The organism is Vreelandella subterranea (assembly GCF_900111305.1).
Lineage (GTDB): Bacteria > Pseudomonadota > Gammaproteobacteria > Pseudomonadales > Halomonadaceae > Vreelandella > Vreelandella subterranea.
In genome coordinates, this window is sequence record NZ_FOGS01000016.1 from 1 (window position 1) to 23,408 (window position 23,408).

Below are 23,408 nucleotides of genomic sequence, written 5' to 3' on the forward strand. Positions count from 1 at the left end.
CCATGATCAAACTCTTCAGTTTACAATCATTGCGGTTCTTACCTGCCACCCGAAAGCGACAGAAGCGAACCAAACTTGGCTCAAGGTTTTCAAACGTTCTCTCAAGATCCGAAGACCTTGGACGAGTCGCTTGCCTTGATATTTGGTGATTTACCACCCTCATCGGCAAGCGCCCACATGAATTACCTGATCACATTATTAAAGAGCGTTTCGCTGTGCTGCTTGACTGACTAAAAAGTCAGTGAAAGGCTCGACCAACCGTTGAACTGCTTGGCCTCAGCGAGGAAGACGTATTCTACGCACTTCCGAAGGATTGTCAATGACTGATTGGCAAAAATCGCGGCGGCGTGACATGACACATGAACCACGCTCGCTTGCCTAACCCGCTGACAAATCTGAGGTTTTACACCTCATCTACCGCTGGCAACGCTGGGCGTCCCCGGCAGCGGATGCGTACTTTACGGTGTTGCTGGCGGGTTGGCAAGGGGTAATAAAATAAAAAAGCGGCAGACTTCGTCAAAAGACGGAATCTACCGCAAACCACCGATCAGAACGCCTGACCAGAGAGTGCCCGTTCGCAGCCTGCGGCCGCGCTAACTGTTAATCAGATTTCAAACCCCAGACCAAAGTCCTCACTGGACATGGCCATCAGGCTACCCGCACCCGCCTGGATCATTTCCGCGTGGGCCTTGGTACGCGGTAACAACCGCTGGTAATAGAAACGTGCAGTGTTCAACTTCGCGGCATAGAAAGCCTTGTCTTCGCCCGCTAGAGACACCGACGCCTGCTTGGCCGCCCGAGCAAATAAGTACGCGAGCGTGACGTAACCGGAATACATAAGGTAATCAACGCTTGCCGCCCCGACTTCTTCTCGGTCCTGCATGGCTTTCATGCCAACGCCCATGGTCAGCTCACCCCATTCGGCATTCAGCTTGGCCAGCGGCTCGACAAACTCTTTGAGGTCGGGGTTGTCGGCTTCTGCCTTGCAGAACTTGTGAATCTCCTTGGTGAACACCTTCAACGATTCGCCCTGGCTCATCAATACTTTACGGCCCAGCAGGTCGAGGGCCTGAATACCGGTCGTGCCTTCATAGAGGCGGGTAATCCGCGCATCACGGACCAGCTGCTCCATTCCCCACTCTTTGATGAAGCCATGACCACCGTATACCTGCACGCCTTCGTTGGTACTTTCAAAACCGACTTCCGTCAGGAAAGCTTTGACGACAGGCGTCAAAAGTCCGAGCAGCGTCTCGGCACGGTCACGCTCTTCACCCGCCTGCCCATGCTCGACCACGTCAAGCATTTGTGCGGTGTACAGCACCAGCATGCGCCCGCCTTCAGCAAAGGCTTTCTGGGTGAGTAGCATCCGGCGCACATCGGGATGAACGATGATAGGGTCAGCCGGCTTTTCAGGGGCCTGCTTACCTGAGAGGCCACGCATCTGCAGGCGGTCGCGGGCGTAGCTGAGCGAGTTTTGAAAACTGGCTTCGATCAACCCCAACCCCTGGATTCCGACGCCGAGACGTGCCGCATTCATCATGGTGAACATGCACGCCAGCCCTTTATTAGGTGGTCCTACCAGGTAGCCGGTTGCGTCGTCGAAGTTCATCACGCAGGTGGCGTTACCGTGAATGCCCATCTTGTGCTCTAGCGAACCACAGGTGACGCCATTGCGTTCGCCGGGATTACCGTCTGCATCCGGCAGGAACTTGGGCACGACAAACAGCGAAATGCCCTTGGAGCCTTCAGGCGCATCAGGTAGCTTTGCCAGCACCAAATGAACGATATTCTCGGCAAGGTTGTGCTCACCTGCCGAGATAAAGATCTTGGTGCCAGTGATCGCGTACGCGTCACCCGCAACGGGGACTGCACGGGTCTTGATCAGACCAAGGTCGGTGCCGCAGTGCGGCTCGGTGAGGCACATGGTCCCCGTCCAGACGCCTTCAACCAGCTTGGTGAGATAGGCCGCCTTCTGCTCTTCGGTGCCGTGATGGCGCAGCGCATCCGCCGCGCCATGGGAAAGCCCTGGGTACATGCCCCACGCCAGGTTCGTCGCGCAGATCATTTCCGAGAGCATCATGGCAAGCGAGGGCGGCAAGCCCTGGCCACCCTGCTCGGGGTCGGCAGCCAGGCTTGGCCAGCCGCCTTCAACATACTGTTGATAGGCTTCTTTGAATCCTTTGGGCGCTTTTACCTCGCCGCCCTCTAACAGGCACCCTTCTTCATCACCGCTCTGGTTAAGGGGCAACAACACCTCGCGGGCAAAGCGTGCGCCCTCTTCCAGAATAGCGCTCACCACATCGGGAGAAGCGTCCTCACCGTTGGGCAGCGAGGCATAATGAGCGGGGTAGTCAAACATCTCGTCCATGACGAAACGCATGTCACGCAAGGGGGCCTGGTAGCTGGGCATGGCACTTCTCCTAAAACAGGGGGCTGAAAGCAACAAACGTCTTCAGAAAACGGCTTTCAAACACATGTTTGAAAATTAGCGCGAGCCCACCCAGTAGTCAAGCAGTCGTTTTAATTTAGACGCCCAAATCGCTACCACTTTAGTCGCCCAACGGGCCTGTCATGCCTCAAAAAAAATAAAGCCTGCCGACGAGAACGCTGGCAGGCCATCTAATAGCGGATGAATAGGACACTTACTGCATTCGAATACCACCGTCCAGCCGAATCACTTCTCCGTTCAACATCGGGTTCGTAATAATTTGCTCTGCCAACTGGGCAAATTCTTCTGGCTTGCCCAGCCGTTTAGGGAAAGGAACGGCAGCGGCCAGCGCCTGGGTGGCTTCGTCAGGTATTTCGCTCATCATGGGGGTTTCGAACACGCCGGGGGCAATGGCCATGACGCGAACGGCATGACGCGAAAGCTCCCGGGCAGCAGGCAGGCTCATACCCACAACACCCGCTTTGGAGGCACTATATGCACACTGCCCCACCTGCCCGTCAAATGCCGCTATGGACGCCGTATTGATGATCACCCCCCGCTCGCCGGACTCATTCGGCGTGTTTCTGGCCATCGCGGCCGCCGTCAGACGCATGACATTGAAGGTACCGACGAGATTGATATTGATCGTTTTGGTATAGCTTTCCAGGTCAGCGGGGTTGCCCTCACGATCAACCAGCTTGGCAACACTGACAACGCCCGCGCAGTGAATGACACCCGAGAGCCCGTGCTCGCCGCCCAATGCGACGGCGGTATCAACTGCCTGCTGCATCTGCTCTTGGGACGTGATATCCGCCAGGCATGCACGGGCGTCTTCCCCCAATTGTTCTGCATGGGACTGGACACTGTCGCTGAGGTCGCACAAGACGACGCGAGCACCGGCAGCCACTAAGCGTTCTGCTGTCGCAGCGCCTAAGCCTGAAGCAGCGCCGGTGATTAAAAACGCATGATCCTTCACCTGCATGGTCGTGTTTCCCTGTCATGAAAGTCGTTATTGGCTCAAGTTGACGTCTTCTGCTGCTTGAGCGCGCAACTTGAAGCGCTGAATTTTGCCGCTCGGTGTCTTGGGCAGTTCGTCGACAAATTCGATGGCCCGGGGAAATGCATGGGCCGACAAACGGTCTCGCACCTGTTGACGAATTTCATCCGCCAGGGCTTCGCTTGCCTCGTAGCCATCACGCAACACGATGTACGACTTGATCACTTCGCCCCGAATCTCATCCGGCTGGCCAACCGCGGCCGACTCCGCCACAGCAGGGTGTGCCATGACGCTGTTTTCGACATCGGTCGGGCCCACCCGGTAGCCGGAGGTCGTGATGATATCGTCATCACGGCCAGCAAACTGAAACGACCCGTCTTCGTTGCGAATCACCACATCGCCCGTCAGGTAATACCCCTGCACGAAGGGATCTTTTTCCCACCAGGTGTAGCCCTGAAAAAAGTGCGCGGGGGACTGCTCGATATCCACGGCCAGAACACCGGGCTCGCCGGGCGGAAGCTCGTTATACTCGGCGTCCAGAATCGCCAGCCGGTACCCTGGCATGGGCACCCCCATGCCACCGACATGCTTGGGGTGATCCAGGGCATGGTGATTATTGCACGTCATCCCGGTTTCGGTTTGCCCATAGTGGTCCATCACCGAACAGCCTAATGACGTCTCCACCCATGACACTACTTCGGTATTGAGCGGTTCGCCTGCTGAACTGGCGGCACGTAACTCAAGCGTTTGGTGGGCGTCGTCGAAAAGGCCTGACGCCTTCATCAGCCGGTAGGCGGTTGGTGCTGCAGCGAAGTTGGTAATGCGGTGGCGCTTCATGAACTCAAGCGCGCCTTCGGCACTGAACCCTGCTTCGCAGAAGTGGGTCGTGACCCCCAGAAGCAATGGGCCCGCAATGGCATAGTAAAGGCCGTATGCCCAGCCGGGGTCGGCCATGTTCCAGAAGCGATCCTCCTCGCGAAGGTCGACTGCCAATTCCATGTAGAAGGCAAATGCCGTCATACCGGAAAGCGGCACGGCAACCCCCTTTGGCTTGCCCACCGTCCCGGAAGTAAACATCTGCAGGAAAGGTTTATCCGCGGACAGGCGGGGCGGCTCGCCGCTCATTGACGTGTGCGTCAACGCCGTTTGCCAATCATGGTCGTCGGGGTGCTCCCGGGTCGGGCCACCGACGGCCAATACGTGTGGGCACTGGCCCAAGCCATCAAACTTGTAGCGGTTCGCATGATCGGTAATGACAAGTCTGGAGTCAGCCCGCCCCAACCGATAATCCACTGCATCTGGGCCAAAGGCAGTGAATAGCGGCTGGTAGACCGCGCCAATACGCCAGGTCGCCACCACGGCGACCAGAAGCGCCAGCGAACGGGGGAGCATACACGCAATGCGATCCCCCTCGCCTAGTCCTTGAGATTGAAACCAGCCCGCCAGCTTGGCGCTCTGCTGATCGAGCTCTTTATAGCTAAGCGTGTGCGTGGTGCCTTCCAGATCCTCCTGCACCATAGCCAACACCTCGCCCCTGCCAGCACGGACATGACGCCCACAACACGCCTCAAAGGCGTTTAAATAACCATCCTGATGATCGTCAAGTTTGGCGATGACGTCTCCGATAGAAAACGAATCAAGGTAATCCGAGTAATTGGGGCGTGATGTCGCAGTCATGATGGCTCTCTTGGGTATTGTTGGTAGTGAGCATCGGGCTACCTGCGCAGGCGCCGATATTGCTATCATCAGTTTACGTTAACGGAACCCTTTGAATAAAACCACGCTAAAAGCAAACACGAAGAAGCGCAAGCGAGTCGAAGCATTTACTGGTTATACGTTAGTCGTGAGCAGCCAGGGAATCACCCTGTTCACTCTGACGGGCCATGATCATCCCGACCAGTTCATCGGCCAGGTCATCCGGTGTTCTGGGGCCATCCGGGTCGTACCAGCGTACCGTCCAGTTTAACGCGCCCAGTACAAAGCGGGAGACAAGGAAGCGATCCCCGTGAATCAGCCCTGCTGCCAAGGCATCATCGATCACCGCCACCCACAGCGCTTCGTACGCATCGCGAAGATGGCTCAGATGGGCACTCGCCGCAGGCGCTAGCCTTCGCCATTCAAACAGTGCGACCACGTGGGCATTGCGATCGGTAAACAGTGTTTCGAGGTGTGCTCGCGCCATCGCACGCAGACGCGCTTCGGGGTCATCTTCGCAGTCATCGAGCGCCCGACGCGCAATCAACAGCGCATTGTGAGTGCCTTCTTCAATCACAGCCGCCAGGATTTCCTTTTTATCTTTAAAATGGTGGAACAAGCTACCGGACTTGATCCCCATTTCCTGCGCCAGCATGCGCACCGTGGTACGGTCAAAGCCTTCCTGGACAAATAGCTGAGCCGCGAGGCGTGTTAATTCCTTGCGACGAGGAGATGCATTCATTACATTCATGTCGTTCACACTAGCGCTTGCTTGGTTACCTCGGAGAAGACCACAGCACCGGCAACGGGTCAACGCATAGCGCACCTCTACAGCGAGATAATCACAATAACCTCAATGGAGAACACCATGAGTAACGCTAAAGACATCGTGTTTCTGTCGGCAACACGCACCCCGATGGGCGGCATGATGGGCAGCCTGTCGAGCATGAGTGCTCCCGAGCTGGGTGCCATTGCCATCCGCGCCGCGATTGACCGTGCCGGTATCGACCCCGCGACAATCGAAGAAGGCATCATGGGCTGTGTACTGCCCGCTGGCGTTAAACAGGGCCCGGCGCGACAAGCCATGCGCCAGGCAGGTATCCCCGATGCCAACGGCGCCACCACCATTAACAAGCTGTGTGGCTCGGGAATGAAAGCCGCCATGCTGGCCCACGACCTGATCAAGGCAGGCAGCGGCGATGTCATCCTCGCTGGCGGCATGGAGTCCATGTCCAACGCTCCCCATGTGCTCACAAAGGCGCGCAGCGGTTATCGGTTAGGCCACGGAGAGCTGAAAGATCACATGTTCCTGGATGGCCTGGAAGATGCCGAGACCGGCAAGCTGATGGGTGTCTTCGCCCAGGATGTCGCGTCTCAGCGTGGCTACACCCGCGAGCGGCTTGACGATTTTGCCATCGCCTCCCTCGAGCGCGCCATGGCGGCTACCAATGCGGGACACTTAGATGCCGAAATGGCCGCCGTCACCGTCAGCTCGCGCCATGGCGAGGCCCTGGTTGAACATGACGAGCAGCCCTTTCAGGCCAAACTGGATAAAATCCGCCAGTTGCGTCCTGCCTTTGCCAAAGAGGGCACCATTACCGCCGCCAACTCAAGCTCGATATCGGACGGCGCGTCGGCACTTATCCTGGCGAGTCAGGCAGCGGCAGATCAGCACGGTCTTAATCCGCTGGCACGCATGCTGGGACACACCACCCACTCACGCCACCCGAGCGAGTTCACAATTGCCCCGGTGGGCGCGATTGAAAAGTTGATGAAAAAGCTGGATTGGCGCGTTGAGGACGTTGATCTGTTCGAAATCAACGAGGCCTTTGCCGTGGTGACGCTGATGGCGATGGATGATCTGGGCCTCTCCCATGACAAGGTCAACGTCTTTGGCGGCGCCTGCGCCCAGGGCCACCCGATCGGCTCTACCGGCTCACGCATTATCGCGACGTTAATCCACGCGCTGCGCACCAAAGGCGGCAAGCGCGGTATTGCAAGCCTGTGCATCGGCGGCGGCGAAGCCACGGCCGTCGCCGTCGAGTTGATGGATTAACTGCCCGCAACCCCCAGCGCATGGGAATTTCGCTGCGCTGGGGAAACCCACCCCCTAGTCCTAGTTCAGCGCCAACACTTCGTGTGACGGAACCTGATCCCGGCCCCTTGATGAATCGCTAAGCGCCTCCGAACCTTCCTCTTGTGGATCAGGCATTGGCGGCGTCTCTTTTTCTACACCCGACGTCACTATCTCACCGGTCACCTTGAACTGGCCGGCGTATTCGCGCATTTGCGAAGCTTCTTCTGACAGCTCTGAAGAATATTGAGCCGCTTTATTGACCAGTCGCATGGTATCTTGCGTGGTGGTTTCGATATCGCCAACCGCTTGATTAACCTCTTTAATCCCTCGCCGCTGCTCCTCGGACGCATGCGCTATTTGCGTCATTAATCCATCTACGTAGCTGGCGGCATGCATGATAGCGCGTGTTCGCTCACCGGCCTGTTGGGATAGTAGGCTACCTTGCTGAACACTATTACTTGATGCCTCGATACGTGTTCTGATCTCACTGGCCGCATTAGCACTACGCGTTGCCAAGGCACGCACCTCACTGGCAACCACCGCGAACCCGCGCCCGTGCTCACCGGCACGCGCCGCTTCTACGGAGGCATTCAGCGCCAAGATGTTGGTCTGAAAAGCGATGCTTTCTATCATCTTGATGATGCTTTGAATCTCCTCAGAGTGATCATTGATGGCTTCCATCGTCGCGACAAGCTGGGAAATGACGTCGTCACCCTCTTTTGCTTTCTGGGAGACATCTGTTGTCGACTGACTGACATGGTCAGCGTTTTCCGCGTTTTGATTAACCGTCGCGGTTAGCTGCTCCAGACTCGCCGCAATTTGCTGCAATGCAGAGACTTGCGTATCCGTTTGGCTGGTCAATCGTTCATTCTGTTCTGTCATCTCCTGGCTGTTGCTATATACCTGCTGACTGCTGGCGGCAAGGCGGTTGACCGTCGCTGTCAGTGAGTCCTGCATGCTGGCAAGCTCGCTGAACAGTTGCCCAATCTCATTGTTCGAATGCGCGTTTACTGGAGCAGACAGGTCACCCTTGGCAATACGCTGAAAGTGCCCTCTGATATTTTTTAAAGGGCCAAGCACATTCCTGCGCACGCCCCAAACGACAAAGCCCACGACTACCAGTGCCGCGATGAGTACCGCTACCACGCCCCAGAAGAGCAATGAAGACACTTGATCGAAGCGTGCCAACAATCCATTACCCCGTTGAGCGGATGCTTCGAAAAAAGCTTCGACACTTTCTACAAAATGCTCACTGCTCTCATCCACCCGCGACTCACCCGACAGAAAGCCGGACACATCACGCTCATCAAGCATCATCATTTGCAGGCTGAGATTGTTGTTAACAAAGGATTGAAAATCATCTGTTAACTGATCAACCAGGGCCTGTTGGCTCGGCGCAATATGACTCGATGTAAATTGTGAAAAATGCGCTTTCGCCGATTCAAGCAACTGGTGTGCCTCTTCCAGCAACGGCTCGGGACGATCAAAAGACGGGGTTCGAATGAGCTCCGCGGCACGATTCATCTGGATACGAGCACGCAGCAACTCACTATAAGCGCTGTTGAGCTCACTGATTTGTGCCATATCGCGCTGATGTACTGATGTGAAGGCATCCCGCCCAAACTGGTTGGCAAATAATCCAAGTGCACCAATAAGTAGGATCAAACCGCTAAATGCCGCCAAAACCAGCATCCCGCTCATTTTGACGCTTAGGTGATTAACAAGCTTCATCACGACACGCCTCATTCACAGTTGTTTTTGGGAGTCGGGTAGCAAAAGCCATAGCTGCAGACGGCGCCGAATCTCTTGAAGTGCCTGTTCGTAGGCGTCCAGCTTGCTGATCAAACGCGGGTCGCGAATATCCCAAAACAGCCTTTCACCCGCCGCCCCTTGCCATTCACGGCAAGCCTGCTGGGCCTTGTCACACAGCACAATGACGTAATCAAAGCTTTCGTTTTCAAACTCATCCAATGACTTGCTGTGCAGCCCTTCAATGGAAAGCCCCTGCTTGGCGAGCGCTTCAAGCGTCAGTGAATGGGGTTCATCCGGCTCAGTGCCCGCGCTGAACGCATCAAAGCGGTCACCGGCCATATGACGAAGCAGCACTTCGCCCATTAGCGAACGTGCCGAATTGGCGTTACACAGGAATAGCACGCGACGCTTTGACATAAATAAACAGCCTCTCATGTAATGAATGGCTATGACTTTACGCCAGGTTCATGACGGCAATGTTGCATGCTTGGCGGCACTAGAAATATATGGAAAAACATATATTATGGATACATATTGTGCGTTCCAGCAGTTAGATACTAACGGATGTATTCACGCGCCCTTCGATCAAGGAGTTCTATATGTCATCGCTGCAGGATAAAGCATCTCCCTCCACCGCCGAGGGCATGGGTTTATTCGAGCGCTTTCTCTCGGTATGGGTCGCGCTTGCCATCGTGGCAGGCATCTTGCTCGGGCAGCTTGCCCCGGTGATACCGGAAACGCTTTCACGCTTTGAGGTAGCCCAGGTCTCCATCCCTATCGCGGTACTCATCTGGGCCATGATTTTTCCCATGATGGCGCAAATTGACTTCACCGCCATCGCCGGGGTTCGCCGTCAACCCAAAGGGCTAACCATCACCACGGCCGTCAATTGGCTGATCAAGCCCTTCTCCATGTTTGCCATTGCGTGGCTGTTTTTCATGGTGATCTTTCAGCCCTTTATCCCTGAAGCGCTGGCCAGCCAGTATCTGGCGGGTGCCATTCTGCTGGGCGCCGCACCGTGTACCGCCATGGTGTTTGTATGGAGCTATCTTACCCGAGGGGACGCGGCTTATACCCTGGTGCAGGTGGCTCTCAACGACCTGATCATGCTGTTCGCCTTTGCCCCCATCGTGGTCTTCCTGCTGGGGATCTCTAATATTCAGGTGCCCTGGAACACCGTCGCCCTATCGGTCGTGCTGTATATCGTGATTCCCCTGGCAGCAGGCTATATCACGCGGCAGAGCTTGATTAAAAAACACGGTGCCGAGTGGTACGACAATGTCTTCATGAAGCGCGTTGGCCCGATCACCCCGGTTGGCTTGATCATTACCCTGGTGCTGCTGTTTGCCTTCCAGGGCGAGGTGATTCTGAACAATCCGCTGCATATTGTGCTCATTGCCATTCCGCTGATTATTCAGACCTTCCTGATCTTCTTTATCGCCTATGGCTGGGCGAAAGCCTGGCGCGTCCCCCACAACATTGCCGCTCCCGGCGCGATGATTGGCGCCAGCAACTTTTTTGAACTCGCGGTCGCGGTCGCCATTGCGCTGTTTGGCATGCAGTCAGGCGCGGCGCTGGCAACGGTCGTCGGTGTATTGGTCGAAGTGCCGTTGATGCTGGCACTGGTAAGAATCGCCAATAAGACGCGCCAACGCTTCATAACGCCATAAAGCGAGAAAACATGGTTTGCTATGCCAATTGCTTAGGCAACGCCAGCGCCATCACCGCGCTGGAAGCCACCAGCGCAGCGGCGACCCACAGGCAGGCACTCAGCCCATAGGCCATATACAGCCAGCCGGATAGCAGCGTGCCCACCAACCGCCCCATGGCATTGGCCATATAGTAAAAGCCGACGTCCATGGAAACGCCGTCGGCACGCGCGTAATGCACAATCAGATAGCTGTGCCAGCTGGAATTAATTGCAAACAGCACGCCAAACGCCAGTAAGCCGACGACCAGCCAGCCGACCTGCGCCAAGGGCAGCATGGCCAACACGATTGCCAGCACCGCCAATGCCGCTGCCCAGCCTGCGGTAAGGGCGCGCGCATCGCCCTTGATCAGCCGCGTGAGCTTGGGCGCCTGGGTTTGCACACCGCCGTAGCCAATAATCCATACCGCCAGCAAGCCGCCCACTGTCCAGTGGGTCCAGCCATGCTGGTCATATAAAAACACCGGTAGCGCCACCACAAACCACACATCCCGCGATGCGAACAGACAGAACCGCGCCGCTGACAGCACGTTGATGGCACGTGATTTCGAGAAGATTTCGGAAAACTTGGGCTTTACCTTTTGACGCCCCAGATCCGCCCTCAAGCGCCATAGGGAGAGCAGCAGCACCACGCCCAACATGACGGCCATGGCCACCACGGCACCGCGAAAGCCAATCAACGTCAGCAACAGGCCGCCGACGAAAAAGCCCAAACCTTTCAGGGCATTTTTAGAGCCGGTGAGCATGGCGACCCAGCGGTAGAGCGAGCTGTTGGCGTTGGCACTTTCTTTAGGCACCAGCACTTTCACGGCACTTTTGGCGCTCATCTTGTTGAGGTCTTTGGCGATCCCGGAAAGCGCCTGAGCCGCCATGACCCAGGCGACGGTCAGCAGGCTGGCAGGCACCATCAACATGGCGAGGGCAATAATCTGTAGCCCAAGCCCGACGTTCATGGTGCGATTGAGGCCCAGGCGCGCCCCCAGCCAACCGCCTACCAGGTTGGTCACCACGCCAAAGGCTTCGTAAAACAGAAACAGCATGGCGATTTCCAACGGCGAGTAGCCCAGCTGGTGGAAATGCATCACCACCAGCATGCGCAGGGCGCCATCGGTAATCGTGAAGGCCCAGTAATTGCCCGTTATCAGCATGTACTGGCGCACTTCAAACGGCAGTGCCTTTACACGGGCCCGCATCTTCAACAACGCAGATTCAGCCACGTTCCACCTGCTCGCCACCTACCTTCAGGGACAGCTCGGCGGTACGGTTAGCATAGCCCCACTCGTTGTCGTACCAGGCGTAGAGTTTGAGCTGTGTACCGTTGATCACCATGGTGGAGAGCGCATCGATAACCGAGCTGCGCGGGTCGGTACAGTAATCGATCGACACCAGCGGGCGTTCTTCATAGCCCAGAATGCCGGCAAGCGCGCCTTCAGCGGCATGCTTCAATGCCTGGTTGACTTCCTCGGCGGTGACCTCGCGCTCTAGTTCGAAGACCATATCGGTGAGCGACGCGTTGGCCAGCGGCACGCGCACGGCATGGCCATTCAGTTTGCCTTCCAGCTCAGGAAAGATCGCCGTAATGGCTTTAGCAGAACCGGTCGTGGTGGGAATCAAGCTCATACCGCATGCGCGGGCACGCCGCAGGTCCTTGTGCGGGGCATCCAGGATCGTCTGGGTATTGGTGATGTCGTGCACCGTGGTCATGGAGCCATGGCGGATTCCGAAGCTTTCCTGGATAACCTTGACCACCGGTGCCAGGCAGTTGGTGGTACAACTGGCGGCAGTGACAACCTTGTGCTGAATGGGGTCGTAAAGGTGGTCGTTGACGCCGACAACCACGTTCAAGGCATCTTCGTCTTTCAGAGGTGCACTCACCACTACCCGGGCAACATCCTGATCAAAATACGGCTGAAGCTGAGCGGTATTTTTCATCACGCCCGAACACTCGATGACCACCTCGCAGCCTGACCAGTCGCTCTCCATGATCTGCTTGTTGGCGCTGAATGCGATCGCATCGCCGTCGATCACGATAGCCTCCTGGGTAGCGGATATCCCTGCGCCCGGTGACCAGTGGCCATGCACGGAATCAAATTCGAGCAGGTGGGCGAAGGTTGCTGCATCACCGCCAGGGTCGTTAATGTGAGCCAGTTCCACCTCACCCGCTTCTACCCGTGGCCACAAACTTCGCAGCGTGAGTCGGCCGATGCGGCCGAACCCATTGATACCGATACGTAGTGCCATGGTACCCTCCTAAGCTATTTGATGCGCAAAAGCATAATATCCATATACGGAAAATCATATATATAGCGTTAAAAAAACACACCCTTTAACAGACCCACCGCAGTGGCGGTGGGTCTGAGAAATGAGTGTTACTTAGCCATAGCGTCCGGAGATATAATCTTCGGTCTTTTTCTTGGCGGGGGTGGAGAACATTACCTTGGTATCGTTGTACTCGATGATTTCCCCCAGATGGAAAAACGCCGTGTAGTCAGCCACCCGCGCTGCCTGCTGCATGTTGTGCGTGACCGTCACGATGGTGAATTTCTCTTTCAGGCGGTCCATCAGGTCCTCGATGGTCGCCGTGGAAATCGGGTCAAGGGCCGATGTAGGCTCATCCATCAAGATCACGTCGGGCTGCACGGCAATCGCCCGGGCAATGCACAACCGCTGCTGCTGACCACCGGAGAGCGACGTGCCCGGTTCCTGAAGCTTGTCTTTCACCTCTTCCCAGAGACCTGCATCACGCAGCGCTTTTTCAACCAGCTCGTCCTGCTCGGCTTTACGGCTGACCATATCGTGCATACGTGGTGCGTAAGCGACATTTTCAAAGATTGACTTGGGAAATGGATTGGGTTTCTGGAACACCATGCCCACGCGACGACGCAGCGCCACTTCATCCATTTTAACGGCATTGACGTCATGACCATCCATCTCGACCAGCCCTTCCGTTCGGACGCTGGGAATCAGATCGTTCATACGGTTCAGACAGCGCAGGAACGTCGACTTGCCGCAGCCGGAAGGCCCGATGAGGGCCGTCACATTTTTCTGGAACAGGTCAATATTGAGGTTTTTCAGCGCCTGGTTCTTGCCGTACCAGAGGCTCAGGTCGCGGACACGGATACTCAGGTCATGGCACGCCTGTTCATTGCGCGTGTAGGGCTGACCGACGCTTGGCGTATCTTGCTCAGACATTATGGGTGCTTGGCTGTTCATAACGATATCCTTTTTAACGTGCTGGATTACCAGCGACGCTCAAATTTCTTGCGCAGTAAAACGGCGAAGGCGTTGAGGGAGATGAGCACTGCCAGAAGAACCAGAATACCCCCAGCGGTTTTTTCCACAAACGCAGCCTCAGGCTCACCGGCCCAGGTAAAGATCTGCGCAGGCATCACGGTAGCGGCCTCAGTAAAGGAGGCGCCCACATCGGGGATAAACGCCACCATTCCCACGATGATCAACGGCGCCGTCTCCCCCATGGCTTGCGCCAGACCAATGATCGAACCGGTCATGATACCCGGCATTGCCAGTGGTAATACGTGATCGCGCACCACCTGCCAGCGCGAACAGCCCACGCCAAACGCCGCATGCCGAATCGAATCCGGTACGCTACGCAACGCCGCACGCGTTGAGATAATGATGACCGGCAATGTCATCAGCGCCAAGGTCATACCACCCGCCAGCGGAGAAGACCGAGGCACGCCAAAGAAGTTGATGAAAATCGCCAACCCCAACAAACCAAACAGGATCGAGGGAATCGCGGCCAGGTTATTGATGTTGATTTCAATCGCCTGGGTAATCCGGTTGTCCGGTGCGAACTCTTCCAGATACACCGCCGTCATCACGCCAATCGGAAAAGAAATCGCCAGGGTAACGATCATGGTCATGACGGTACCTACGACGGCTGCCAATATACCGGCTCTCTCTGAGGTTTTGGAATCACCTTCGGTAAAGAAGGTGCGGTTGAAGGCCAGCTCCACCTGTCCCGACTCGACACGTTCATCAATGGCCGTGCGCTCCTCTTCGCTCAGACTATTTCGGTTGCCCTTGAGATACTGATCGACCTCGCCGTTGACCAACAGCCACCGCTGCTCGGATGTACCTAACAAATTTTCGTTATTACGCATTTGCAACGGGATGCTTCGAATCTCGGTACGGCTGACGATCGCCACCAGGTCGTCCGGGATGGCCTGGCGTGCGTCGCGGGCCGCCTCCTCGGTGTAGTTTATCTCCGTATTGACATACGCTTGCTGAAAGGCAGGTAGGCCCTTATTGAGCATATCGGCGAAAAACAGCAGCAGAAATAGACCTGCCAGGCCAAGTGCGCCCATGGAAATCCACTTTAAACGAGCAGATTTGCGGTGACGCCGCTTGAGCTGCTGGCTGATGTCATCAAAAGAATGGCTCATCGAATCAGTTCCTCGGCGTTACAGGTTATTCACGCGGTATTTTTCACGGAAGCGGCGAATCATCAGCACCGAGACCAGATTGAGCGTCAGCGTGACGGCAAACAGCACCAGGCCTAGCGCAAAAGCAGACAGGGTTTCAGCGCTTGCAAACTCCTGGTCCCCGGTCAGCGCTGCCACGATGCGCACGGTCACGGTGGTCATATCTTCCAGTGGGTTGGCAGTCAAATTGGGGCGCATACCCGCCGCCATTACTACAATCATGGTTTCACCCATTGCCCTTGAAACACCCAATAGCGAGGCAGAAATGATCCCGGGTAACGCTGCCGGGATCACCACGTCGCGAATGGTCTCGCCCTTGGTCATGCCCAGCGCCAGTGACCCTTGACGCATGGTATCGGGTACCGAATTGATCACGTCATCGGAAAGCGAGGAGATAAAAGGAATGATCATGATGCCCATAACGATGCCGGGCGCCAGCGCATTGTTGTAGGAAGCATCCAGACCGAAAAAGCCGGCAACATTGACGATGATGGGCGCCACTGTAATGGCTGCAAAGAAGCCGTACACGACGGTAGGAATACCGGCCAATATTTCGAGAATCGGCTTCGCCACGGTGCGTACTTTCTGCGGGGCATACTCAGACATGTAAATCGCCGATAGCAATCCCACAGGCACCGCCACCAGCATAGCAATAGCGGTAATCATGAAAGTACCGGCAAAAAGCGGCACCGAGCCGAACTGTGCACCGCTGCCGTCGCCGCGTCCGGCTGCTGCCAAGAAGCTGTCGCCCGGGCTCCAGGTGGTGCCGGTTATAAACTCCCAGAAGCTATGCATCTGGAAAAAACGAATGGCCTCGGAAATGATCGAAAAAAGGATCCCAAAGGTCGTAAAAATCGAAATCAACGCCGCTGACGCCAACGTCATTCGAATTGCACGTTCAATCGCCTGGCGAGCGTGAAAACTTGGTCGCACTTGGGCTATTCCCACCACCAGCCCTGCAGCAGCAACCACAAGGCTTGCAGCGAGAAGATAAAACGTGGGGATGTCTGCGCCCAACAGCAGCATGATCAACGCGCCCACCGCCCCCACTAATATGGCAGGGCCTGCGGTGGAGAGCACGGCAAACCAGGCATACTGATCGGGTTGCGCAAACATGCTGCCACCAGCGCTGCGTACACGAGCGGCCTTCGAGCGACCAATAAAAAAGGCCACTAGCCCGAGCAGCAAGAGCACAGTGCAAAAGAGTAAAAATAGCTGATTGGTTTGCATCTAATCTCTCTCGCGTTCCTGATAAAGTCGGTTTGGGAAGTACTTTGCAGCAAAAACATTACAGCAATGTGACAGACGCCAAATCCACAAGCTGGAGGTAAGGCGACAAGCACAAAGAAAAAAGCCGACAGCTTATGCTGTCGGCCATTGTTTTATTGTCGGGTGTTATCTCTGTTATTACTGCAGATCAGAGAGTTCCAACTGAGCGCGATCGGCCACCATCTGGCGCCACTCTGCACGCTCTTCTTCCGGCAGCACGATCAGGCCGATATCACGCAGGTAGCCATCGCTGCCAATCATCTGCTCTTCCATGAACATATCAACATATTCGTACATCGGCGGCACTTCTTCTGCATGCTGGTTCTTGACGTAGAACCACAGTGAGCGAGCAACAGGGTATTCACCCTCACTAATAGTTTCCGGAAGTGGCTCAACACCGTTGATGGAAGCGCCATTCAGGATGTTGGTATTCTCTTCCAGAAAGGAGTAACCGAAAATACCCATGGCACCAGTGTCTTCACCCAAACGCTGAACGATCAGGTTGTCGTTTTCACCGGCATCGATATAAACACCATCAGAACGGATGTTGGTATAAGCTTCTGCGTACTCATCCATGCCTTCAGACACAACTTCCATGACAAGTTCTTCAAAGGCGTCACGAGTACCCGAAGTAGTGGGGGGGCCGTAAATGGAAATTTCACGATCCGGCAGCGAAGAATCGATTTCGCTCCAATTAGTGTAAGGATTTTCGACAAGCTGACCGTCTTGTGGGATTTGAGCGGCAACGGCTAAGAAAATTTGTTCAAGCGTCAGATCAACCACATCATTTTCATTGGACTGACCGAGCACGATACCATCTGAACCGATCTTGGCTTCTGTTATATCAGTCACGCCGTTTTCTACACAGCGCTCAAACTCACCTGGCTTCATGCGGCGCGATGCATTGGTGATATCCGGCGTACCGTCACCCACTCCGTTACAAAACAGACGCAAACCGCCTCCTGAACCCGTAGACTCGATCACCGGTGTGGGGTAATTGGTAACCGCGCCAAACTCTTCAGTCACATAGCTGGCAAACGGATACACCGTGCTGGAGCCAACAATGCGGATTTGATCACGGGCTTGTGCAACACCTGCCACGCTCATCACAGCAGCTGCGAGCACGGTAGTTTTGAGAATACGGTTCATGCGAATTACTCCTGAAGCTGTTAGGGATCTTGCCTTCGCAAGGCACACTTTGCATCGCTTCGATGACAGCTTCATGACAAGCAATGTCACACAATCATTTTTTTAACTTTTTTTTTCGCCACGGTCGACAACGCCATGATGTATTACAACAACAGCCCCACGGCGGCCAGGGTACACAGCGCAAGGGACGCCGCCTGAAGCCATTGCCGGTCAATGCGGTGCGCCACCGCATCCGCCAGCGCATTCCCCAGCAGCACCCCAGGCAATAGCGTTGCCGCCACACCCAGATGCCATGAACCTACCTGCCCTGCCAACGCCAGCGTGGCGAGCGTCAGCATCGAGGTGATGATAAAAAAAGCCGCCAGATTACCGCGCAGACGGTCTGGGGCAAATCCATGCATTAGCAGCACCATTGGCGGCCCGCCAATGGCGGCGACAGTACCGAAAATCCCCGAGAACACCCCTGCGCCAAATAGCGACAAGCGATTGACCGGCAGCCGCACGCGGCATAGCGTGACGAATACTGCAAACAGCACGATGGCAGCAATCAACTTTTCCAATACCACCATGGGCGCCGCGATCAGCAGCCAGATCCCCAACGCATTGCCCGGCAAACGTCCCACCAGCGCCATGGTCAGTGCCCCCAGGCGCACCTCATGCCGGTAATGGCGTACCATCATTAATGAAACGGTGAACCCGAACAGCACCAGCACCACAGGCACCAGGCGCGGCTCAATCATCAACAGCAGCGGTGCGCCAACAACCGCCAAGCCAAAGCCGGTGGCTCGCTGCACAAAGGCGCCTAATGCCAGGGTCAGCGCACACCCCACCCAGGTACTCACCGACATATCCAGCCACGCGGCAAGGTCCGCGATCATGCCGAGCGCTCATCCGTTGCCGCTGGCGTCAGCAGGCGCACGCCGACGTTACCCAACAGAGCCGCCGCCAGCATGGTCAGTACCATCGGCCAGAGGTGTTCGACTTCAAACAGGCCCACCATGGCCCCCGCCAGGGCGCCACAGCTAAATTGAATACCGCCCAACAGGGCCGTGGCGGTGGCACTGATATGACCGAAATGATCCAGCAATGAGGAAATCGCATTGGGGGTAATCAGACCGATCATGCCGGTAAACAACATGACCAACGGGACGACAACGCCCAATGAAGCAATATTGAGGGCTGTGGCAGCTACCAGGCCCAATGCGGCGATCAGTTGAACCGCCAGCCCCAGGCGTAGATTCTGCTGGGGCGTGCGTTTACGCAATAGATAGATGTTGACCCGGTTCGACCCGGCGATCATGACCACGTTGACGCCAAACACGAACGGGTACACGCCCGGGCTCAGCGAGAAATAGTCCAGGTAAAGAAACGGCGACGCCGTCACAAAGGCGAACAGCCCCGCGAACGACGCGGCCACAGCGCAGATATACCCCATCCCCTCGCGATGGCGCAGCACACTGGCATAGTTGCGAATCACCTGGCGCGGCGACGCTGCTGGCAGCGACATATCGCGGGTTTCAGGCAGCCTCGTTCCCAGCAGCCAGAGAAGAAACCCCGCATACACGGAGAGAAACACAAAGATCAGCCACCAGTCCGCCATGTGCAGCAACAGGCTCCCCACCGCCGGGGCGACCAGGGGCGCGAGCATCATGATCATGGCCATGGTCGACATCACCCTGGCGGCTTCGCGGCCGCTGAAACAGTCGCGCACGATCGCTGCCGAGTTGACCACGCAGGCCCCGCCGCCCAAGGCCTGTACAAACCGCCAAACAAGCAGAGAGGTAAGGCTGTCAGCGGTCATAATCATCAAGCTGGCGCATAGAAACACGACCAGGCCGCTCATCAGCACCGGCTTGCGCCCTAGCCGGTCAGACATGGGGCCGAAACACAGCTGCCCCAGCGCAAAGCCGAACAGGAAGACGCTAATCGAAAGTTCGGCGCGATGAATGCTTGCATTGATGGTATCGGCAATGGCCGCCATGGCCGGTAAATAGGCATCAATGGCAAAAGGCGCCAAGGCCGTGTTGGCGGCCACCAGAATAGCGACGCGCCGGGGATTGAGTTCCATGTCTCTCCTTAGGGTGGCCGCAGTCACCCTGGCAGCATAAAGGTAGGCCGCTAATTATATGCCTTTTAAGCTACATTGTCGGCCACGATCACGCTAAGGCCGTCATGGAGATGATATCTGAAGAGGGGAAACGCGGCTGAGGCCAGCGGGCGGAACCGTCAGTGGTGGGTTGTCTCTTGGGATTCGAGCATTTCCACCAGCGGCTGAAACTGTTCGCGGTTGTGCTCGTTCATGCGCATGAGGATACGGTGGGCTTCCAGAATGCGCTCACGCAGGCCCTCTTCATCCGCCGGCACTTCGGGCAATTCCTCTAAGGTGCTCAAGTCTGCCGTGGGCTGAAGCGGAGCTTCCATCAAGGTGAAAAAACGCGCAAATCCCATGACATCGAGCATCTGGCGCACATCCTGATTATCCACGATGATCGTTGGCGGCTGTTCCAGGCGCCCTTTTACCGCCAGGGATACCTTGGCAAGAAAACCGAGCGCCGTGGAGTCAACGTTTGTCGCCTCACGCAGGTCGATCATCACAGCGCTCAACCCTGGCGTCTCCGCCAGCCGCTGAGCCTGGGTGTCCAGAGTGGCACACAGTGTCAAGCGTACATCGCCACACAATTTTAAAACAAAAACACCAGAGTCGAACGCCGCTTTTATGCGACCTTCTTCAGTCAGCATGACCAAATCCGCTCACCATCATGATTGTCAGGTCGTCGGGCAAAGCATCACGATCGGGGCTGTCCTCATCACCAGCACGCTGTTTGCTTAACAGTGCGTTGTTGTTGGTCAGTCGATCACAAAGCTGTTCAAGCGTGGTACTCACGCTTACGAATTGCTCAAGCTCCCTGAGCCGCGTGTCGAGCGAATCACCCGGCAAGCACTCCAATACGCCATCCGAGCACAGCCATAGCCGAAAGTTCTCCGGCAGTTCACAACTGAGAACGGGGTACTCCACATCGGGGAACAGCCCTACCGGCATTCCTTCACCCGGCAACCGCGTCAGTTGGTCACCCGAGACTAATAACGGCATCGGTAACTGTGCCCCGAGCGAATAGTGAAGAGTATGCGCCTCATGGTCAATAACGCCAACAAATAATGTGGCGTGCTTACCAATATCAGTCCCTTGCAACTCGCGGTTCATCGCCGCCAGCCACTGGCTGGGCAGTTTATCGGGTTGAATACCGTCCCATTCACCTAGCCAGCGATTGCAAAGGTACTTCAACAATACCGTGACAAATGCCGAGGATGCCCCATGGCCTGACACATCGGCAAAGTAGAAGGCACTGTAACGCGAATTGTAGCGTTGGTAGTCGAGAAAATCCCCGGACAAATAAAGCGATGGCGCGAACCAGTAGTCATAGTAAACCCCGTTGATGACCTTGGGGCGCGGCGGCAGCAGGCGACGCTGAATGTGTCCCCCGCTCTGCTGGTCCATGCGCAGCAATGCCAAGTGGGTTTCCAGGCTTTCGTTCAGCTCGGCTAATCGCTCGTGATCACGGGCACGGGCTTTCTCAAGCACATCCAGTTCGATCGCCTTGCGGATCATGCGCCGCAGCAGTTCAGCGTGACGCAGCGGGTGGACAATATAGTCGACCAGCCCAACGTCCACCGCTTTTATCAAGTCGGCATCCTGACGCGAATCACTCACCACTACCGTCGGCAAATGATGGGTCAACTGCGACCACTGCTGACGGGGAACCGCCCGGGCGTGGGCCACGATCAGGGCCGTTTCGGCCGGTAAATGGGCGATATTATCCGCTGCATATACCCACATACCATCGCAGGTAATCGCCTCGGCAAGCGCATCGCGCTCGGTGCCGGGCTCATCGATTACCGCAATCAGCTGCTTATGCGCCATGGCAAGCCTCAGTCGGCGAAGTCGGCATCATCGAATTCAAAGTCATCGGCAGAAAACGGATCATCCCCGAGTTCGCCGTCGCTAATTTCAAACTGACGACGCTGGAGATAGGCATCGCGAATAAACCGGTAACGGTCGCCCTGGATCAGTTCTTCCTGATCCAGCAGGCCGGCTCGGGTATCCACGATATTGAGTGCCGTCAGTCCCGCTCGCACCGCATCGTCGTCGACGTAGGTGACCGGATAGGCTGCCATATCGGCTGGCAGTCCCGATGTGTCACGCAGCGTGCTAGGCCCGAGCAGGGGCAGCACCAGATAGCGCGAGTCTTCCCATCCCCATGTCGCCAGGGTTTGGCCGAAGTCTTCCTCGTCTGAGTCGATATCCATGCGAGAGGCAATATCGAAGAGTCCGCCAATCCCCATGGTGGTGTTGACCAAAAACCGTGATGTCGAACGCCCGGCATTGGCTGGTTTGCCCTGGAGCAGACTGTTCACCGTGGTGCGAAGCTCGCCCAGATTGCTGAAGAAATTACCCACCCCCAACTGTAGTGGCTCGGGGGTAATAGTGCGATATCCCGAGGCAACGGGTTTTAACGCATAACGATCAAGCACGTCATTGAAGACAAACACTTTACGGTTAAAACCTTCCCAGGGGTCATCCGGATTGGACGCCTGCGAGGCTTCTGAACCGGTTGAACCGGTGCTGGCACAACCGCCCAGCGCCATCACCAACGTCGAGGCCAAGGCGACTCCTCTTAAACGTCGCCGCATCAAGTGACATCTCCCTACCCTAGGCATACTGCGTTCCTCTGTATTTTGTATCTGCAAGCAGCTCATCGACGCCTGACGACCACGCTGCCTGCACTGTACCCCGCACCGAAAGAGCAGATAACGCCAATGTCACCCGCCTCCAGCGATTCACGGTGTAAATGAAACGCGATGATCGACCCTGCTGAGCTGGTATTCGCGTAGCGATCAAGAATGATCGGCGCCTGTTCCGCACTGGGGTCGTAACCGAGCACTTTGCGCGCAATCATATCGTTCATATGGCGGTTTGCCTGATGCAGCCAGAGGCGCTTCAAATCGCTGCCCTGTAACTCCAGCGATGCCAAATGCTGCGCGATCATCGACGCGACCATCGGGCATACCTCGCGAAAAACGCGGCGGCCTTCCTGAACGAACAGCTTATCTTCCGCTAGCGGATCACTATCGGTGACGCGATTCAGAAACCCGGCGTTGTTGCGGATGGCATTGGAATAAATCGTCGCTAACCGGGTCCCCAGTATCTCGTAGGTCTCGTCGGCGGATGCACTCGACGCGTCTTCAAGCACCATTGCGGTACACGCATCACCAAAAATAAAGTGGCTGTCACGGTCGGTAAAATTGAGGTGCGCCGAGCATATTTCAGGATTCACGATCAACGCGCGCTTCACGCTGCCCGATGCAATGGCGTTGGCAGCGGTTTCAATCGCGAAGGTCGCCGAACTGCAGGCCACATTCATATCGAAACCGTAGCCGCCAGCACCCAGCGCGTGCTGAAGCTCAACCGCCACGGCTGGATAGGCGCGCTCGAGGTTGGAGCAGGCAACGATCACAAGCTCAATATCCCCGGCAGCCACCTTCGCATTGGCTAATGCCTCACGCGCGGCACTCAGCGCCATGTCACATTGGATAGAAGGCTCGTCGTTTTGCCGCTGAGGCAGTTTGGGACGCATGCGCGCCGGGTCAAGAATACCATCGGCATTCAATACGTAGCGGCTCTTGATGCCTGACGCTTTTTCAATGAAGTCGCTACTCGAGTGAGCGAGTGGTTCCCGCTGCCCCTGCTCAATGGCTTCTGCATGGCGGTCATTTTCCTGATCCACCCAGGCGTTGAATGCGGCAACCAAGGACGCATTATCGATGGCGTGTTCCGGTGTATAAAGCCCCGTACCGGTTATCACCACGTGTGTCATGTACATCTCCTTTTC

20 protein-coding genes are annotated in these 23,408 nt (G+C 56.3%); 2 read left to right on the top strand and 18 right to left on the bottom strand.

Annotated elements, in window-relative coordinates; translation table 11 throughout:
* Positions 1-604 precede the first annotated feature (604 nt).
* The 4 genes from BMX75_RS17165 to BMX75_RS17180 all read right to left on the bottom strand — a co-directional run bounded on the left by BMX75_RS17165 (position 605) and on the right by BMX75_RS17180 (position 5,862).
* A complete protein-coding gene (locus tag BMX75_RS17165; protein WP_092830814.1) occupies positions 605-2,410 on the bottom strand; it encodes an acyl-CoA dehydrogenase C-terminal domain-containing protein in 1,806 nt (601 codons plus the stop codon).
* A gap of 232 nt (positions 2,411-2,642) precedes the next feature.
* Complete coding sequence (locus BMX75_RS17170; protein WP_092830816.1) at positions 2,643-3,410, bottom strand: SDR family NAD(P)-dependent oxidoreductase; 768 nt, start codon at positions 3,408-3,410, stop codon at positions 2,643-2,645.
* Between the two features lie 27 nt (positions 3,411-3,437).
* Complete coding sequence (locus BMX75_RS17175) at positions 3,438-5,102, bottom strand: AMP-binding protein (protein ID WP_092830818.1); 1,665 nt, start codon at positions 5,100-5,102, stop codon at positions 3,438-3,440.
* Between the two features lie 160 nt (positions 5,103-5,262).
* Positions 5,263-5,862, bottom strand: a complete 600-nt coding sequence (locus BMX75_RS17180; RefSeq protein WP_092830820.1) for a TetR/AcrR family transcriptional regulator — start codon at positions 5,860-5,862, stop codon at positions 5,263-5,265.
* 126 nt (positions 5,863-5,988) lie between these two features.
* Between BMX75_RS17180 and BMX75_RS17185 the strand changes: the two genes are divergently transcribed.
* Positions 5,989-7,176, top strand: a complete 1,188-nt coding sequence (locus BMX75_RS17185; RefSeq protein WP_092830822.1) for an acetyl-CoA C-acyltransferase — start codon at positions 5,989-5,991, stop codon at positions 7,174-7,176.
* Positions 7,177-7,236: 60 nt separating this feature from the next.
* Here the strand turns inward: BMX75_RS17185 and BMX75_RS17190 are convergent, their stop codons facing one another.
* Positions 7,237-8,928 carry a methyl-accepting chemotaxis protein gene (locus tag BMX75_RS17190; protein WP_092830824.1) on the bottom strand — a complete coding sequence of 564 codons (1,692 nt, stop codon included), beginning with the start codon at positions 8,926-8,928 and terminating at the stop codon, positions 7,237-7,239.
* Between the two features lie 15 nt (positions 8,929-8,943).
* Entirely contained in the window at positions 8,944-9,366 is a 423-nt protein-coding gene (locus BMX75_RS17195) for an arsenate reductase ArsC (RefSeq protein WP_092830826.1), read from the bottom strand.
* Positions 9,367-9,548: 182 nt separating this feature from the next.
* Between BMX75_RS17195 and arsB the strand changes: the two genes are divergently transcribed.
* Positions 9,549-10,619 (top strand): ACR3 family arsenite efflux transporter, encoded by a 1,071-nt coding sequence (gene arsB, locus BMX75_RS17200; protein ID WP_092830828.1) that lies wholly within the window; start codon positions 9,549-9,551, stop codon positions 10,617-10,619.
* Positions 10,620-10,638: 19 nt separating this feature from the next.
* Here arsB and arsJ read toward each other — a convergent pair whose 3' ends face one another.
* From arsJ to BMX75_RS17260, 12 genes are all read right to left on the bottom strand, one after another.
* Positions 10,639-11,850 carry an organoarsenical effux MFS transporter ArsJ gene (gene arsJ, locus BMX75_RS17205; protein ID WP_092830876.1) on the bottom strand — a complete coding sequence of 404 codons (1,212 nt, stop codon included), beginning with the start codon at positions 11,848-11,850 and terminating at the stop codon, positions 10,639-10,641.
* 16 nt (positions 11,851-11,866) lie between these two features.
* Entirely contained in the window at positions 11,867-12,898 is a 1,032-nt protein-coding gene (locus tag BMX75_RS17210) for an ArsJ-associated glyceraldehyde-3-phosphate dehydrogenase (protein ID WP_092830830.1), read from the bottom strand.
* Between the two features lie 132 nt (positions 12,899-13,030).
* The gene (pstB, locus tag BMX75_RS17215) at positions 13,031-13,849 is read right to left on the bottom strand and encodes a phosphate ABC transporter ATP-binding protein PstB (protein ID WP_422822083.1); all 819 of its coding nucleotides are present in this window, start codon (positions 13,847-13,849) and stop codon (positions 13,031-13,033) included.
* 47 nt (positions 13,850-13,896) lie between these two features.
* Positions 13,897-15,063, bottom strand: a complete 1,167-nt coding sequence (pstA, locus tag BMX75_RS17220) for a phosphate ABC transporter permease PstA (protein WP_092830834.1) — start codon at positions 15,061-15,063, stop codon at positions 13,897-13,899.
* A gap of 18 nt (positions 15,064-15,081) precedes the next feature.
* A complete protein-coding gene (gene pstC / locus BMX75_RS17225; protein WP_092830836.1) occupies positions 15,082-16,332 on the bottom strand; it encodes a phosphate ABC transporter permease subunit PstC in 1,251 nt (416 codons plus the stop codon).
* A 177-nt stretch (positions 16,333-16,509) separates the two neighbouring features.
* On the bottom strand, positions 16,510-17,520 hold the full coding sequence (locus BMX75_RS17230; protein ID WP_092830838.1) for a PstS family phosphate ABC transporter substrate-binding protein: 1,011 nt from the start codon (positions 17,518-17,520) through the stop codon (positions 16,510-16,512).
* A 143-nt stretch (positions 17,521-17,663) separates the two neighbouring features.
* On the bottom strand, positions 17,664-18,398 hold the full coding sequence (locus BMX75_RS17235) for a sulfite exporter TauE/SafE family protein (RefSeq protein WP_092830840.1): 735 nt from the start codon (positions 18,396-18,398) through the stop codon (positions 17,664-17,666).
* Complete coding sequence (locus tag BMX75_RS17240) at positions 18,395-19,588, bottom strand: multidrug effflux MFS transporter (protein WP_092830842.1); 1,194 nt, start codon at positions 19,586-19,588, stop codon at positions 18,395-18,397. The genes BMX75_RS17235 and BMX75_RS17240 overlap by 4 nt, the downstream gene beginning before the upstream one ends.
* A gap of 158 nt (positions 19,589-19,746) precedes the next feature.
* A complete protein-coding gene (locus tag BMX75_RS17245; protein WP_092830844.1) occupies positions 19,747-20,259 on the bottom strand; it encodes an STAS domain-containing protein in 513 nt (170 codons plus the stop codon).
* Positions 20,249-21,439, bottom strand: a complete 1,191-nt coding sequence (locus BMX75_RS17250) for a PP2C family protein-serine/threonine phosphatase (RefSeq protein WP_092830846.1) — start codon at positions 21,437-21,439, stop codon at positions 20,249-20,251. Before BMX75_RS17250 ends, BMX75_RS17245 begins: the two co-directional genes overlap by 11 nt.
* Positions 21,440-21,447: 8 nt before the next feature.
* Positions 21,448-22,209: an MlaA family lipoprotein gene (locus BMX75_RS17255; protein WP_245748637.1), complete on the bottom strand. Its 762-nt coding sequence runs from the start codon at positions 22,207-22,209 to the stop codon at positions 21,448-21,450.
* 62 nt (positions 22,210-22,271) lie between these two features.
* Positions 22,272-23,393 (bottom strand): beta-ketoacyl-ACP synthase III, encoded by a 1,122-nt coding sequence (locus tag BMX75_RS17260; RefSeq protein ID WP_092830850.1) that lies wholly within the window; start codon positions 23,391-23,393, stop codon positions 22,272-22,274.
* Between the last annotated feature and the right edge of the window lie 15 nt (positions 23,394-23,408).

Bases quoted from the DNA above. Each gene is read 5' to 3' on its own strand.
- BMX75_RS17235 (WP_092830840.1), bottom strand. From the start codon at position 18,398: ATGATCGCGGACCTTGCCGCGTGGCTGGATATGTCGGTGAGTACCTGG.
- BMX75_RS17230 (WP_092830838.1), bottom strand. From the start codon at position 17,520: ATGAACCGTATTCTCAAAACTACCGTGCTCGCAGCTGCTGTGATGAGC.
- BMX75_RS17210 (WP_092830830.1), bottom strand. From the start codon at position 12,898: ATGGCACTACGTATCGGTATCAATGGGTTCGGCCGCATCGGCCGACTC.
- BMX75_RS17250 (WP_092830846.1), bottom strand. From the start codon at position 21,439: ATGGCGCATAAGCAGCTGATTGCGGTAATCGATGAGCCCGGCACCGAG.
- BMX75_RS17255 (WP_245748637.1), bottom strand. From the start codon at position 22,209: ATGCGGCGACGTTTAAGAGGAGTCGCCTTGGCCTCGACGTTGGTGATG.
- BMX75_RS17240 (WP_092830842.1), bottom strand. From the start codon at position 19,588: ATGGAACTCAATCCCCGGCGCGTCGCTATTCTGGTGGCCGCCAACACG.
- BMX75_RS17260 (WP_092830850.1), bottom strand. From the start codon at position 23,393: ATGACACACGTGGTGATAACCGGTACGGGGCTTTATACACCGGAACAC.
- pstA (WP_092830834.1), bottom strand. From the start codon at position 15,063: ATGAGCCATTCTTTTGATGACATCAGCCAGCAGCTCAAGCGGCGTCAC.
- arsB (WP_092830828.1), top strand. From the start codon at position 9,549: ATGTCATCGCTGCAGGATAAAGCATCTCCCTCCACCGCCGAGGGCATG.
- BMX75_RS17245 (WP_092830844.1), bottom strand. From the start codon at position 20,259: ATGCTGACTGAAGAAGGTCGCATAAAAGCGGCGTTCGACTCTGGTGTT.
- pstB (WP_422822083.1), bottom strand. From the start codon at position 13,849: ATGTCTGAGCAAGATACGCCAAGCGTCGGTCAGCCCTACACGCGCAAT.
- BMX75_RS17165 (WP_092830814.1), bottom strand. From the start codon at position 2,410: ATGCCCAGCTACCAGGCCCCCTTGCGTGACATGCGTTTCGTCATGGAC.
- BMX75_RS17185 (WP_092830822.1), top strand. From the start codon at position 5,989: ATGAGTAACGCTAAAGACATCGTGTTTCTGTCGGCAACACGCACCCCG.
- BMX75_RS17175 (WP_092830818.1), bottom strand. From the start codon at position 5,102: ATGACTGCGACATCACGCCCCAATTACTCGGATTACCTTGATTCGTTT.
- BMX75_RS17170 (WP_092830816.1), bottom strand. From the start codon at position 3,410: ATGCAGGTGAAGGATCATGCGTTTTTAATCACCGGCGCTGCTTCAGGC.
- BMX75_RS17195 (WP_092830826.1), bottom strand. From the start codon at position 9,366: ATGTCAAAGCGTCGCGTGCTATTCCTGTGTAACGCCAATTCGGCACGT.
- BMX75_RS17180 (WP_092830820.1), bottom strand. From the start codon at position 5,862: ATGAATGCATCTCCTCGTCGCAAGGAATTAACACGCCTCGCGGCTCAG.
- BMX75_RS17190 (WP_092830824.1), bottom strand. From the start codon at position 8,928: ATGAAGCTTGTTAATCACCTAAGCGTCAAAATGAGCGGGATGCTGGTT.
- pstC (WP_092830836.1), bottom strand. From the start codon at position 16,332: ATGCAAACCAATCAGCTATTTTTACTCTTTTGCACTGTGCTCTTGCTG.
- arsJ (WP_092830876.1), bottom strand. From the start codon at position 11,850: ATGCGGGCCCGTGTAAAGGCACTGCCGTTTGAAGTGCGCCAGTACATG.